Here is a 13491-nt window from a genome sequence, read left to right as displayed (position 1 = left end):
GTGATGAAACGCACGACGTTGGTGCTCGCGGCCGGTCTTCTGATCGCTGCCGCGGGCACTGCGGGAGCCGTTCAGCCCGACGAGGTCCTCCCCGACGCGAAGCTCGAGGCCCGGGCGCGGACGATCACGTCCGAATTGCGCTGCATGGTCTGCCAGAACGAATCGATCGACGATTCGGAGGCGCCGCTCGCGCGCGACCTCCGCGTCCTCGTGCGCGACCGGCTGAAGGCCGGCGACAGCAATCGCCAAGTCTTCGATTATCTCGTCTCACGCTATGGCGAGTTCGTGCTTCTGAAGCCCCGCTTCGAGCCGCGCACGCTCGTATTGTGGCTCACCGCGCCAGTGCTTCTGGTCATCGGGCTGATCGCCGCGCTCGTCGCCTGGCGCCGCGCGCGGCGCGAGGGCGAAGCCTCGCACGCCGAAGACCCGCTCACCGAGGCGGAAAAGGCGGAAATCGCCCGGCTTCTCGGCCGCAAGCCGCCGGCGCCGAAGGGCGACGGCGAATCCGCCATCCTCGCCCGCGAGATTACCAAGATTTCATAAGCCGGACAGGCTGCCGTAAGGCGCCCATTGGCAGGGTTCTCTCAACGCTCGGCAACACGCCGGCGCCGTTTCGAGTAGACCGCCAAGGACCCGCCGATGGCCATTTCCCCCCTTCCGCACTCTCCGAAGTCTTCCCTCCTGCGCCGCCGCCGCTCGGCGCTGCTGGCGGGCGCGCTGTCGCTCGCTCTCGTGGGCGGTCTCGCCTCCGAAGCGCTGATGGCGCAGTCGGGCGCCGCCCAGGCCGCCGCCGTCACCGTTCCGCAGGCGACCGCGCAGCAGATGCCGAGCTTCGCCGACGTCGTCGCCGCGGTTCAGCCGGCGGTCGTATCGATCCGCGTCAAGGCCGACATGGGCCCGCAGACCTCGAGCTTCCAGGGGGGAGATGACGAGGGCGGTGACAATGGCGGCATGCAGTTGCCGCCGTGGTTCAAGCAGTTCGGCATTCCGTTCGGCAAGGGCGGCGCCAACCGCGGCGGTGCCGACGGCGGCCGCTCGCCCCACAACGTCGTGATGGGCCAGGGCTCCGGCTTCTTCATCTCCGCCGACGGCTACATCGTCACCAACAACCATGTCGTCGACAAGGCGACCGAGGTGACGGTGCTGACCAACGACGGCAAGACCTACACCGCCAAGGTCATCGGCACCGACGAGAAGACCGACGTCGCGCTCATCAAGGTCGACGGCGGCAAGGACAAGGACTTCCCGTTCGTGAAGTTCGCCGAGGGCGACAGCCGCGTCGGCGACTGGGTGATCGCGGTCGGCAACCCGTTCGGCCTCGGCAACACGGTCACGGCGGGCATCGTTTCGGCCCGCGGCCGCGACATCGGCGCCGGTCCCTACGACGACTTCATCCAGATCGACGCCCCGATCAACAAGGGCAATTCCGGTGGCCCGACCTTCAACCTGAAGGGCGACGTCGTCGGCATGAACACCGCGATCTATTCGCCCACCGGCGGCTCGGTCGGCATCGGCTTCGACATTCCGGCGGCGACGGTCCAGCAGATCGTGGCCGACCTCAAGGAGCACGGCTCGGTCACCCGCGGCTGGCTCGGCGTGCAGATCCAGCCGATCACCGACGAGATCGCCGAGAGCCTCGGCCTCAAGAGCGACAAGGGCGCCCTCGTCGCAGACAGCCAGGACGGCAGCCCGGCGATCGCGGCCGGCGTGAAGACCGGTGACGCCATCCTCTCGGTGGACGGCAAGACCGTGGACAGCCCGCGCGATCTCGCCCGCAAGATCGCCGCCTATTCGCCCGGCACCAACGTCACCCTCTCGGTGTGGCGTGACGGCAAGGCGCAGGACATCCAGGTCAAGCTCGGCAAGCTGCCGGATCAGCAGCAGCAGGCGAGCGCCGACGACAACAGCGGCGGCGACAGCGTGGGCAAGCTCGGCCTCTCGGTCGCGCCGGCCTCCGACGTCAGCGGCTCGCCCAGCGACAAGGGCGTCGCCGTCGTCAGCGTCGATCCGAACGGTCCGGCCGCCGACAAGGGCATCCAGGTCGGCGACGTGATCCTCTCGGTCGGCGGCAAGGCGGTCGCCAAGCCGAGCGATGTGAGCGCCGGTGTCGACACCGCCAAGGCCGAAGGCAAGAAGGCCGTGCTGATGCAGCTCAAGAGCGGCACTCAGCTCCGCTTCGTCGCGGTTCCGGTCGCCAAGGCCTGACCGCAGCGTCGAGATGCTGGCCCGCCGCCGATGCGCGGTGGGCGACGAGCTGATGCTGCTGCGGTTGTCGTCGCCCCCACCGCATCGGCATCCGAGACGGCAGGGATCGGGTTCTCAAGGACCCTGCCGTCTCACCTTCCTTTCCCGCCTCCCGCGCGATCCACAGGATCAGGCCCGCGAAAAACCCCACCACGATCGCCAAGCGATTCCCAAGGAATCAAAAAGCGGCTTAAAGTGATGAGCATGCGGATTCTGGTCATCGAAGACGACAAGGAGGCGGCGGCCTACCTCGTGCGCGGTCTGCGCGAGGCGGGGCACACGCCTGAGCACGCCGCCGACGGGGCGGCAGGCGCGATCGCGGTCGAGGCCGGCGGCTTCGATGTGGTGGTCGTCGATCGCATGCTGCCGCACCGCGACGGCCTGTCGATCATCGAAGAGATGCGCGGCCGTGGCGATCGGACGCCGGCGCTGATCCTCTCCGCCCTCGGTCAGGTCGACGACCGGGTGACCGGCCTGCGCGCCGGCGGCGACGATTATCTGACGAAGCCCTACGCCTTCACCGAACTGCTCGCCCGCGTTGAGGCTTTGGGGCGCCGCTCCCGCCCGGCGGAAGTCGATACCACCTACAAGGTCGGCGACCTCGAGCTCGACCGGCTCTCCCACACGGTCACCCGCGGCGGCCAGGAGATTCCGCTCCAGCCGCGGGAATTCCGCCTCCTCGAATATCTGATGAAGAATGCCGGGCAGGTCGTCACCCGCACGATGCTGCTCGAGAATGTTTGGGATTACCATTTCGATCCGCAGACGAACGTGATCGACGTGCACGTCTCGCGGCTGCGCTCGAAGATCGACAAGGGGTTCGAGCGCCCGCTGATCCACACGGTGCGCGGCGCGGGCTATATGGTGCGGGACGGCCTGCGCTGAGGCTTTTTGATCCCGGACCTGGCGGGGAGCGATGATTGTGGCCGGCGGCGTGACGCGCTTCTTCCGCACGACGGCCCTCAAGCTGTCGGCGCTCTATTTCGCGGTGTTCGCCGCGCTCTCCGTCTTCCTGATCGTCTATATCGGCTACAACACGTCGGAACTCCTCACCAAGCAGATGAGGGAGACGATCGACGCCGAGATCCAGGGCCTCGCGGAGCAATACAAGAGCGGGGGAATCGTCCGCCTCATCCGCGTCGTCGACGTGCGCTCCCGGGCGCCGGGCGCGAGTCTCTATCTCTTGACCGATTTCGCCGGCAATCGGCTCGCCGGCAACGTCGCGGACGTGCCGAGCTCCGTGCTCGAATCGCCCGACGGGGCGCCCCAGCCGGTGCCCTATGTCCGCTTCCAGGACGAAGACGGCGGCCAGCCCCGGGTCGGCGGCCAAGCATCTGCGCTGGTGCGCGTGTTCGTTCTGCCCGGGGGCTTCCGTCTTCTGGTCGGCCGCGATCTCGCCGAGCGCGACCGCTTCGACCACATCGTCAAGCGGGCCTATTGGTTCTCGATCGGCGTCTTCCTGCTGCTCGGCTTGCTGACCTGGCTGTTCGTCAGCCGGCGGGTGCTGAAGCGGATCGACGCCGTGGCCGAAACTTCGCGCCGTATCATGGACGGCGATCTGTCGGGACGCCTCCATATCGACGGCTCCGGCGACGAGTTCGATCGCCTCGCCGAGAGCCTCAACGCCATGCTCGAGCGCATCGAGCAGTTGATGCGGGGCCTCAAGGAGGTCTCCGACAACATCGCCCACGATCTCAAGACGCCGCTGACCCGGCTGCGCAACCGCCTCGAAGAGACCCTGCGCCGCGATCCGGACGAGGCGGACTATCGCGAGGTGATCGGCGCGAGCATCGAGGACTCCGACTCGCTTATCCGCACCTTCGAGGCGCTTCTGCGCATCGCGCGGGTGGAGGCCGGCTCCGCCGGGCTCGAAGCGGTGCCGACCGATCTGTCCGAGATCGTCGGCGAGGTCGGCGAGCTCTACGAGCCGGCCGGCGAGGAGATCGACGTCGCGGTGAAGGTCGCCGTCACGCCGGGGCTCTGGGTGATCGGCCACCGCGAGCTGATCGCCCAGGCGATCGCCAATCTGGTCGACAACGCGTTCAAATACGGCAAGCCGACCGACGAGAGCATCCCGCCGGCGGTACGGATCACGCTCACGGTGACCGACGGACATGCGATCGTCGAGGTCGCCGACAACGGTCCCGGCGTTCCGGCGCAGGATCGGGAGCGCGTCGTTCAGCGCTTCGTCCGGCTCGAGGCGAGCCGCTCGGCGCCGGGCTCCGGTCTCGGCCTCAGCCTTGTGCAGGCGGTCGCATCGCTGCACAAGGGTGAACTCGTGCTCGGCGACGCGGCGCCGGGGCTCGCCATCCGGCTGGTCCTGCCGATCGCTCCGCCGCCCGGGCCCGCCGAGGCAGCGAACGCGGACGTGGAATGACCGAGACATCCGGGCTGGAGAAGGGGAACGGCGCCGCCGCGCTGGCGGCGCGGGTGCGCCTCGTGCCGAAGGCCGACCCGGAGGCCCTCTCCGCCGTCGCCGCCGATCTCGTCGCGCTCGCCCGCGCTGCGGACCGCCCCGGGCTTGCCGCGTGTCTCGAGGGCGACGCGCACGCCGCCCGGCTCGTCGTCGCCGCCTGCGCCGACGCGCCCTTCCTGCGCGATCTTGTCCGCCTCGATCTTCCCCGGCTCGACCGCATCCTGTTCGAAAGCCCGGAGCGCATCGTCGAGGAGGCGATCGCCGCCGCCGCCCTGCGCCAGCCCGGCGAGGCGGAGACGATGGCGGTGCTGCGCCGCCTCAAGCAGGAGGTCGCGCTCACGATCGCCCTCGCCGATCTCGGCGGCGTCTGGAACGTCGGTCAGGTCACGGATGCCCTGAGCCGCTTCGCCGATGCCGCCGTCCAGAGCGCGGTGCGCTTCCTGATGACCGATGCCGCCGCCCAGGGGAAGGTCGCCCGCGACCATCCGGAGCGTCCGGCCGAGGAGCACGGCTATGTCGTGCTTGCGATGGGCAAGCACGGCGCCTTCGAGCTCAACTATTCGAGCGATATCGACCTCATCGTGATGTACGACGCCGAGCGGGCCGGCCTCGCCGATCCCGACGAGGCGGGCACCTTCTTCGTGCGCCTGACGCGGCGGCTCGTCCGCATCCTCCAGGACCGCACCGCGGACGGCTACGTCTTCCGCACCGACCTGCGGCTCCGGCCCGATCCCGGGGCCACCCCGCTCGCCATCTCGCTCCCCGCCGCCCTGCAATATTACGAGAGTATGGGGCAGAACTGGGAGCGCGCCGCCCTCATCAAGGCGCGGCCCTGCGCCGGCGACATTGCGGCCGGAACCGCCTTCCTCGCCGAGATCCGCCCCTTCATCTGGCGCAAGTCGTTCGATTACGCCTCGATCGCCGACGTCCATTCGATCAAGCGACAGATCAACGCGGTGAAGGGGCACGGCGTCATCGCGGTCGCCGGGCACAACGTGAAGCTCGGGCGCGGCGGCATCCGCGAGATCGAGTTCTTCGTCCAGACCCAGCAGCTCATCGCCGGCGGACGCGAGCCACGGCTGCGCGGGCGCTCCACCCGCGCGATGCTTGCGATGCTCGCCGAGCTCGGCTGGATCGAGCCCGCGGCCCGCGACGAACTCGATGCGGCCTACGTGTTCCTGCGCGCCGTCGAACACCGCATTCAGATGGAGCGCGACGCCCAGAGCCACACCCTGCCCGAGGACGAAGCCGGCCTCGCACGGATCGCCTGGATGATGGGCTTCGGGGACCCCAGCCACTTCGCGGAGCGGCTCCGCGAGCACCTCGAGGCGGTGCAGCGCCATTATGTCCGCCTGTTCGAGAGCGCTCCCGATCTCGGCGGGGAGGGCGGCGACCTCGTGTTCACCGGCAGCGACGACGACCCGGCGACGATCGAGCACTTGGCGGCGATAGGCTTTCGCCAGCCCTCCGAGGTCGCCCGGGCGATCCGCGCCTGGCATTTCGGCCGCTACCGGGCGGTACGATCGAGCCGGGCCCGCGAGCGGTTGACCGAACTCATACCCGCCTTGCTCGGCGCGTTCGCCCGCACCGACAACGCCGACGCCGCCTTCCACGCCTTCGACCGCTTCCTGTCGCAGCTTCCCGCCGGCGTGCAGCTTTTCTCGCTCTTGTGCTCCCATCCGGCGCTGCTCGACCTTATCGCCCTCATCATGGGCGCCGCGCCGCGTCTTGCGGCGGTGCTCACGCGCCGGCCGCGGGTGCTCGATGCCCTGCTCGATCCGGCCTTCTTCGACACGGTGCCCGACGAGGTCGATCTCGGGACGCGCTTCGCCCGCTCGATCAATGAGGCGCGCTCCTACGAGGAACGGCTCGACCGTGCCCGCATCTTCGGCCAGGAGCAGGCCTTCCTGATCGGCGTCCGCGTGCTCACCGGCACCATCGCGCCGGAGGCCGCCGGCGAGGCCTATGCGGCGCTCGCCGACGTCGTGGTGCGCGGTCTGCTCGCGGCGGCCTCCGACGAACTCGCGCGCCAGCACGGCCACGTTCCCGGCGGTCAGATCGCCCTGGTCGCGATGGGCAAGCTCGGCGGGCGCGAGATGACGGCGGCCTCCGATCTCGATCTCATCCTGTTGTACGACCACGACGAGGGTGCCGAGCATTCGGACGGCCCCCGGCCGCTCGCACCGAGCCAATATTATGCTCGCCTGACCCAGCGCCTCGTCGCCGCCTTGAGCGCGCCGACCGGGGAGGGGACGCTCTACGAGGTGGATTTCCGCCTCCGCCCGTCCGGCAATGCGGGGCCGCTCGCGACCCACATCCGCGGCTTCGAGGCCTATCAGGCGACCGAGGCGTGGACCTGGGAGCAGATGGCGCTGACGCGGGCGCGGCCGATTGCCGGCCATGCCGACCTGATCGCCCGGGTCAATGCCGCGATCCACACCGCCGTCGGCCGCCCCCGCGCCGATCTCGCCGGCGACGTCCTGGAGATGCGCCGCCGCATCGAGCGGGACAAGGGCTCGTCCGATCCCTGGGATATCAAGGTCGCACCGGGCGGGCTCATCGACGTCGAATTCCTCGCCCAATATCTGATGCTTGCGAACGCCGCCGCGCGGCCCGACAGCGTGATCCAGACCACCGCGCGGGCGCTCGCGCACCTCGCCGAGACGGGGCTCCTCGCGCCGGGTGACGCCGACATCCTCGTGCCGGCGATCGGGCTCTATCAGGCGTTGACCCAGGTGCTGCGGCTCGCCGTCGAGGGGCCGTTCAAGGCCGATTCGGTGCCCCGCGGCGTGCTCGACCTCATCGCCCGTGCCGCCGCGGCGCCGTCCTTCGCTGCCGCTGAAGCCCTCCTCGTCGAGACCGAAGCCGCCGTGCGCGCCACCTTCGACCGCCTCATCGGCCCGGTCCGCGAAGGCTGAGCGGTCCGCGGCCCTCCTCCGAAACGACGACCGCCCGGTTCCTTGCCGGAACCGGGCGGGGACATCGTCAGGGCCGGGATGCCCGGCTCACCTCGGCCGGCTCATTTCAGCCAGGCGTCGACCTTGGCCTTGTTCTCGGTGATCCACTTCTTGGCGGTCGCGGCCGGGTTCGCGCCCTTCTCCTCGTTCCACACCATCACGGTCTGCTCGTCGTCGAGGGAGATCTGGAAGTTGTCGAGGATCTTGTAGACCTCCGGCATGTCCTTCTCGAGCCCCTTGCGGACGATGGTGTTCACCGTCTCGTCGCCGCCGAACACGCCCTTCGGATCGGCGAGGTATTTGAGCTTGTACTTGGCGAACATCCAGTGCGGGGTCCACGCCGTCACCACGATCGGCTGCTCGCGCGTATAGGCGTCCTTCAGGGCGCCGGTCATGGTGGCGTCGCTGCCTTCGACGAGCTTGAGCTTCAGCCCGTAGTCCTTGATCGCCTTCTCGGTCGCCTTCATCAGGCCGGCGCCGGGATCGATGCCGATGATCTTGTCGTCGAATTCCTTGGCGTGGGCGTTCAGATCCTCGATCGAGTTGACGTCCTTCACATAAGTCGGCACCGCGAGGCCGATCTTGGCGCCGGTCGCGTTCGGGCCGAGATTGACGACGTCGTCCTTGAGCTTGGCGTAGTAGGCGCCGTGGGTCGTCGGCAGCCACGCGGCGAGCATCGCGTCGGCCTCACCGGAGGCGACCGCCTGCCACATCGCCGCCGCCGAGAGCGGAACGGCCTTGACCGTGTAACCCTTCTCCTCGAGCAGGGTCTTCACGATGTTCGTCGCCACCACCGTGTCGGACCATTCGACATAGGCGATGGTGACGTCCTTGCCGGCCGCCTGCGCGGCGCCGGCGGCGAGACCGAGCATCATCGCGGCGCAACTCGCGAGCTTCGTCAGGGTCTTCAGCATCTCCGCTCCTTCCTCTGGTTTTGGAACGCCTCTGGTCGGGGAACGCTTCGGTTCCGCCTTCGTGGCCGCGTGCTTGGCGCGCGGCGGTTCGCGTGGCGGCTCAGCCGGCATGCCGGTCGGCTTGGAGCCGCTTGGCGATCTTCTGGGTGACACGGTCGAGGATGATGGCGAGCACCACGATGGCGAAGCCGGCGGCGAATCCCGCCCCCGCTTCGAGCCGCTGGATGGCCCGCCACACCTCGCCGCCGAGCCCGCCTGCGCCGATCATGGCGGCGATCACCACCATCGAGAGGGCGAGCATGATGGTCTGGTTGATACCGGCCATGATGGTCGGGATGGCGAGCGGCAATTGAACCTTCACGAGCTTCTGCCAGCGGCTCGAGCCGAACGCGTCCGCCGCCTCGATGAGGCTCTCGGGCGTCTGGAGAATGCCGAGGGCGGTGAGGCGGATCGTCGGCGGCATCGCGAAGACGATCGTGGCGAAACAGGCCGACACCGCGCCGAGGCCGAAGAAGGGGATCGCCGGGATCAGGTACACGAACGACGGCATCGTCTGCATCATGTCGAGGAACGGGCTGACGCCTCTCCAGAGCCGCGGCCGCAGCGCAGCGAAGATGCCGATCGGCACGCCGATGAGGAGCGCGACGAAGGTCGAGAACAGCACGAGCACCACCGTCTCGACGGTCGGCTCCCAGAGATCGAGATCCCACAGGAAGGCGAAGCCGGCGGCGGTGAGGATCGCGACGCGGCGGCCGGCGAGCCACCACACCAGGAGGGCCGCGATGATCATCAGAAGCCAGGGCGGCATCGCGACGAGGGCGCCGGTGGCCGCCTCGATCCAGCCCGAGACGGCGTGGCTGATGCCGCGGGTGACCCCGGAGAAGTGGCTCGTCAGCCAATCGAGCGCGACGTCGCAGAGATCGGCGAGCGGAAAGCGTGGAATGGTCCAATCCATGGTCACGCCTCCGGTCCTTGGGCCGCGTCTTGCCGCGCGCGGGTGCGCCGGTGCTGCGCGGCGAGGGCCGCCACGACGCCGTGCTCGCTGAGGAGCCCGATGAGGCCGCCGTCGCCGTCGATCACCGCCACCGCGTGGCCGTCGCGGGCGAGCACGCCGAGCGTGGAGCGGAGCGTTTCGCCGCTACGCACGATGTGGGGCTTGGCGCGGCCGGCGCCCCCGGCCGACAGGGACGCCGTCGGCCGCCCGGCGGCGTCGACGAGGAATCCGAAGCGGGCGCCGGTTCGCGCGAACGCGGCGGCGATGTCGGCGTCCCCCGCCGATTCGGCGAGGGCGACCGGCACCTCCTCCATGATGTCGGCGGCGGTCAGCACGCCGAGCACGTCGATGTGGGAGACGAAGCGCTCGACATAATCGTCGGCGGGATCAACGAGGAACGAGAGCGCCGAGCCCTGCTGGACGATGCGGCCGTCGCGCATCAGCACGATTCGCCCGCCGAGGGCGATCGCCTCGTCGAGATCGTGGGAGACGAACACGATCGTCTTGCGCAGGCGCTGCTGAAGGGCGACGAGTTCTCCCTGCATGTCCCGGCGGATCAGCGGATCGAGCGCGCTGAAGGCTTCGTCCATGAGCAGGATGTCGGGGTCGATGGCGAGCGCACGGGCGAGGCCGGCGCGCTGCTGCATGCCGCCGGAGAGCTGCGCCGGGAAGGCGGTCTCCCAGCCCTTGAGGCCGACCTGCTCGATCGCGGCCATGGCCCGGTCGCGCCGCGCCGCGGCCGGGGTGCCCTGGATCTCGAGGCCATATTCCACGTTGCTCAGGATGGAGCGGTGCGGGAACAGGGCGAACTGCTGAAAGACCATGCCGAACTTACGGCGGCGGAAGGCGAGGAGATCGCGCTCCGAGAGGCCGGTGACATCGGTGCCGTCGACGACGACCCGCCCGCTGGTCGGCTCGATCAGCCGGTTGATGCAGCGGAGCGTCGTCGATTTGCCGCTGCCGCTGAGCCCCATGACGATGAGGATCTCGCCCTCGCGGACATCGAAGGAGACATCGTGGAGGCCGACCACGCAGCCGGTCTCCTTCTGGATCTCAGCCCGGCTCGCACCCCGGTCGAGCAGCGTCTGCGCCGCCGCGGGGGAGGGCCCGAAGATTTTCGTCAGGGCCTCCAAGCGGACCCTGATCGGCTGATCGGACGAATGGACGAGCGCATCCCGCGCTGCCGCTGGTCGCGTCATGAAGCCACGTTGCCCTCTGGAGTTGGCCCTCTGAACGACCGGGGCCTTGGCGCGCCTCCTGAGGCGTCGCATAGGGTGAGCTTGAATGCCGGCGACGCGTGGAGATTGTACGAAAGCGACAGATCGGGCGGCCTGAAGCGACGCGGGTTCCGCACGAAGGCGTCAGCCGCGCCGGGAAGGTTTTCAACAGGCCTGTGGGCAAGTCGGGTTCAAATCGGGGCGAATGAGAAAGCCGAAAGCGAGGCGCTTGACATTGCGCGGCCCGCATCGTACCTCCCCCCTCGCCTCGGCGCGGCAAGAACGCAGCCGGCTCCGGGGGTGTAGCTCAGTTGGTTAGAGCGCCGGCCTGTCACGCCGGAGGTCGCGGGTTCGAGCCCCGTCACTCCCGCCACTCATCTCCGATCGACATCCCTTAAAATCTCGATCAGCGACGCCATATCATTCTCTCTTCATGACCGTACGACGACTGCTGCTGGTCACGGTCCGAAGCGCTCCGGCGTAGTTCGTTATGAAGCCGTGGGCGAGCGACGCGCGGCGTGCCATCGGGGCGTTGTGCGCTTTCCGCGAGGCGGGCGTTGTCGGTGTGACGCGCCGGCCACGTTCGATGTGCAAATCGCCCGGCCCAGCGGCGCCGGTTCCGGGCCTCAAGGCCGAAATATTGGTGCGGTGCGGCATCGAGAGCAATGGATCGGGGGCTGAGACGCCCGCACCCATGTCGCGGCGCGGCCTGTCCTTCCCGCGAAGACTAGATTTGCTCCACGTTCCGCGCTTGCCTCGCAACGGGGGCTGGGATAAGCCTCACTCCGATCGCTGGCGACGTGACGCAACGGGGCATTCGGTACTGCCACGAGGCGTTGCAGCGTTTGGCAAACCTCTTAGAATGGCTAAAAGCGAGAAAGGTTTAGCGGACGCGCTCCCACGCGACGCAAAATCTTTCAGGCGGACGCCGCGGCGGTTCAGAACCGACACCGGCTCCCCCCACGTGAGGATCGCGGCGGCCGCGCTCGGTGGTCGTCGGAAGGCCCGGTCGCGGGCGGACACGACCGGTTTCGGACGCGCCCCGTGCAAGCGGGGCCTCTCGGGGCGGTGGTCCCTGGGCGGTGGATCGCCCGTGGCCCGCGGCTCGCACAGATAGGATCGAGTCGTCACATGACGGATCTGCTTCGGCAATATGCGCCGATCCTGGTCTTCCTCGGTGTCGCGGGGTTGATCGGTCTGGCGCTCCTCGCCGCGCCCTTTCTGGTCGCCTTCCAGCGCCCGGACAGCGAGAAGCTCTCGGCGTACGAATGCGGCTTCAACGCCTTCGATGATGCCCGCATGAAGTTCGACGTGCGGTTCTACTTGGTGTCGATCCTCTTCATCATCTTCGATCTCGAAGTGGCCTTCCTGTTCCCGTGGGCGTCGGCCTTCGGCCACATCGGCTGGTTCGGGTTCGGCTCCATGGTCGTGTTCCTCGTCGTGCTCACCATCGGCTTCGCGTACGAGTGGAAGAAGGGAGCTCTGGAATGGGACTGAGCCCGCGCGGGACGCTCGTCGCCCCCCAGCCCACCGGAATCATCGACCCGAACACCGGCCGTCCGGTCGGGGCGAATGACCCGTTCTTCCTCGAGATCAATGACGAGCTGGCCGACAAGGGCTTCATCGTCACGGCGGCGGACAATCTCATCCAGTGGGCGCGCACCGGCTCGCTCATGTGGATGACGTTCGGTCTCGCCTGCTGCGCCGTCGAGATGATGCAGATGTCGATGCCGCGCTACGATTGCGAGCGCTTCGGCTTCGCACCGCGCGCCTCGCCGCGTCAGTCGGACGTCATGATCGTCGCCGGCACGCTCACCAACAAGATGGCCCCCGCGCTCCGCAAGGTCTACGACCAGATGCCGGAGCCGCGTTACGTCATCTCGATGGGTTCGTGCGCCAACGGCGGCGGCTACTACCATTATTCCTACTCGGTGGTGCGCGGTTGCGATCGGGTCGTCCCGGTCGACATCTACGTGCCCGGCTGCCCGCCGACCGCCGAGGCGCTCCTCTACGGCGTGCTTCTTCTCCAGAAGAAGATCCGCCGCACCGGAACGATCGAGCGGTAAGGGCCTGATCCGGCCCGCGCGCCGGAGGCGGAGAGAGCAATGGACGGTCTGAACGACCTCGCGACCTACCTGACCGAGCGTCTCGGCGACAAGCTCGTCGGGACCGCGCTGAGCTTGGGCGAACTGACGATCACGGTCGAAGGCGGCAACCTCGTCGAGGTGGCGCGCTTCCTGCGAGACGACAAGCGCTGCCAGTTCATCGGCTTCATCGACACCTGCGGCGTCGATTGGCCGGCGCGGGCGCGCCGCTTCGACGTGGTGCATCACCTGCTCTCGCCGCGGCTCAACCAGCGCATCCGCATCAAGGTCGAGACCGACGAGATCACGCCGGTGCCCTCGCTCACCCCGGTCTTCCCGGGCGCCGACTGGTTCGAGCGCGAGGCCTACGATCTCTACGGCATCCTGTTCTCGGGCCATCCGGACCTGCGCCGGCTCTTGACCGATTACGGCTTCGACGGCCATCCGCTGCGCAAGGACTTCCCCGTCACGGGCTTCGTCGAGGTCCGCTACGACGACGAGCGCAAGCGCGTGGTCTACGAGCCGGTCCGGCTCAATCAGGAATTCCGCAACTTCGATTTCCTGTCGCCGTGGGAAGGCGTGACCTACGACCTTCCCGGCGACGAGAAGGCGAAGCCGAACTGAGCCGCCGCGGCGGCTGATCGCCGGGCGTGCCCGGCGGATCG

General features: G+C 68.6%; 11 protein-coding genes and 1 tRNA gene. 9 read left to right on the top strand and 3 right to left on the bottom strand.

The annotated features are described in order from the left end of the window. Positions 1-3 precede the first annotated feature (3 nt). The 5 genes from F0357_RS06395 (at position 4) to F0357_RS06375 (ending at position 7578) form a co-directional block, all read left to right on the top strand. Positions 4-543, top strand: a complete 540-nt coding sequence (locus tag F0357_RS06395; protein WP_153479589.1) for a cytochrome c-type biogenesis protein — start codon at positions 4-6, stop codon at positions 541-543. Between the two features lie 96 nt (positions 544-639). Beyond that, a complete protein-coding gene (locus F0357_RS06390) occupies positions 640-2205 on the top strand; it encodes a Do family serine endopeptidase (protein ID WP_153479588.1) in 1566 nt (521 codons plus the stop codon). Between the two features lie 243 nt (positions 2206-2448). Next, on the top strand, positions 2449-3129 hold the full coding sequence (locus F0357_RS06385) for a response regulator transcription factor (RefSeq protein WP_153479587.1): 681 nt from the start codon (positions 2449-2451) through the stop codon (positions 3127-3129). A gap of 31 nt (positions 3130-3160) precedes the next feature. Next, the gene (locus F0357_RS06380; protein ID WP_153479586.1) at positions 3161-4621 is read left to right on the top strand and encodes a sensor histidine kinase; all 1461 of its coding nucleotides are present in this window, start codon (positions 3161-3163) and stop codon (positions 4619-4621) included. After that, entirely contained in the window at positions 4618-7578 is a 2961-nt protein-coding gene (locus tag F0357_RS06375) for a bifunctional [glutamine synthetase] adenylyltransferase/[glutamine synthetase]-adenylyl-L-tyrosine phosphorylase (protein ID WP_153479585.1), read from the top strand. Before F0357_RS06380 ends, F0357_RS06375 begins: the two co-directional genes overlap by 4 nt. Positions 7579-7679: 101 nt before the next feature. On the opposite strand, the gene F0357_RS06370 is transcribed toward F0357_RS06375, so the two are convergent. The 3 genes from F0357_RS06370 to F0357_RS06360 all read right to left on the bottom strand — a co-directional run bounded on the left by F0357_RS06370 (position 7680) and on the right by F0357_RS06360 (position 10724). Continuing rightward, the gene (locus F0357_RS06370; protein WP_153479584.1) at positions 7680-8531 is read right to left on the bottom strand and encodes a glycine betaine ABC transporter substrate-binding protein; all 852 of its coding nucleotides are present in this window, start codon (positions 8529-8531) and stop codon (positions 7680-7682) included. Positions 8532-8631: 100 nt separating this feature from the next. After that, entirely contained in the window at positions 8632-9486 is an 855-nt protein-coding gene (locus F0357_RS06365; protein ID WP_153479583.1) for an ABC transporter permease, read from the bottom strand. 2 nt (positions 9487-9488) lie between these two features. Beyond that, positions 9489-10724 carry a quaternary amine ABC transporter ATP-binding protein gene (locus tag F0357_RS06360; RefSeq protein ID WP_153479582.1) on the bottom strand — a complete coding sequence of 412 codons (1236 nt, stop codon included), beginning with the start codon at positions 10722-10724 and terminating at the stop codon, positions 9489-9491. Between the two features lie 314 nt (positions 10725-11038). Here F0357_RS06360 and F0357_RS06355 point away from each other — a divergent pair. The 4 genes from F0357_RS06355 (at position 11039) to F0357_RS06340 (ending at position 13450) form a co-directional block, all read left to right on the top strand. Further along, positions 11039-11115 (top strand) — tRNA-Asp (locus F0357_RS06355). A 758-nt stretch (positions 11116-11873) separates the two neighbouring features. Continuing rightward, positions 11874-12239 (top strand): NADH-quinone oxidoreductase subunit A, encoded by a 366-nt coding sequence (locus tag F0357_RS06350; RefSeq protein ID WP_153479581.1) that lies wholly within the window; start codon positions 11874-11876, stop codon positions 12237-12239. Next, positions 12230-12808 carry a NuoB/complex I 20 kDa subunit family protein gene (locus F0357_RS06345; protein ID WP_153479580.1) on the top strand — a complete coding sequence of 193 codons (579 nt, stop codon included), beginning with the start codon at positions 12230-12232 and terminating at the stop codon, positions 12806-12808. Before F0357_RS06350 ends, F0357_RS06345 begins: the two co-directional genes overlap by 10 nt. Positions 12809-12847: 39 nt before the next feature. Further along, complete coding sequence (locus F0357_RS06340) at positions 12848-13450, top strand: NADH-quinone oxidoreductase subunit C (protein ID WP_153479579.1); 603 nt, start codon at positions 12848-12850, stop codon at positions 13448-13450. The last annotated feature ends 41 nt before the right edge of the window (positions 13451-13491 follow it).

It is taken from the genome of Segnochrobactrum spirostomi (assembly GCF_009600605.1).
Taxonomy (GTDB): domain Bacteria; phylum Pseudomonadota; class Alphaproteobacteria; order Rhizobiales; family Segnochrobactraceae; genus Segnochrobactrum; species Segnochrobactrum spirostomi.
The sequence above is the reverse complement of the archived record's forward strand: the minus strand, read 5'-3'. Positions and strand labels throughout refer to the sequence as shown.

Bases quoted from the DNA above. Each gene is read 5' to 3' on its own strand.
- F0357_RS06395 (WP_153479589.1), top strand. From the start codon at position 4: ATGAAACGCACGACGTTGGTGCTCGCGGCCGGTCTTCTGATCGCTGCC.
- F0357_RS06390 (WP_153479588.1), top strand. From the start codon at position 640: ATGGCCATTTCCCCCCTTCCGCACTCTCCGAAGTCTTCCCTCCTGCGC.
- F0357_RS06385 (WP_153479587.1), top strand. From the start codon at position 2,449: ATGCGGATTCTGGTCATCGAAGACGACAAGGAGGCGGCGGCCTACCTC.
- F0357_RS06380 (WP_153479586.1), top strand. From the start codon at position 3,161: ATGATTGTGGCCGGCGGCGTGACGCGCTTCTTCCGCACGACGGCCCTC.
- F0357_RS06375 (WP_153479585.1), top strand. From the start codon at position 4,618: ATGACCGAGACATCCGGGCTGGAGAAGGGGAACGGCGCCGCCGCGCTG.
- F0357_RS06370 (WP_153479584.1), bottom strand. From the start codon at position 8,531: ATGCTGAAGACCCTGACGAAGCTCGCGAGTTGCGCCGCGATGATGCTC.
- F0357_RS06365 (WP_153479583.1), bottom strand. From the start codon at position 9,486: ATGGATTGGACCATTCCACGCTTTCCGCTCGCCGATCTCTGCGACGTC.
- F0357_RS06360 (WP_153479582.1), bottom strand. From the start codon at position 10,724: ATGACGCGACCAGCGGCAGCGCGGGATGCGCTCGTCCATTCGTCCGAT.
- F0357_RS06350 (WP_153479581.1), top strand. From the start codon at position 11,874: ATGACGGATCTGCTTCGGCAATATGCGCCGATCCTGGTCTTCCTCGGT.
- F0357_RS06345 (WP_153479580.1), top strand. From the start codon at position 12,230: ATGGGACTGAGCCCGCGCGGGACGCTCGTCGCCCCCCAGCCCACCGGA.
- F0357_RS06340 (WP_153479579.1), top strand. From the start codon at position 12,848: ATGGACGGTCTGAACGACCTCGCGACCTACCTGACCGAGCGTCTCGGC.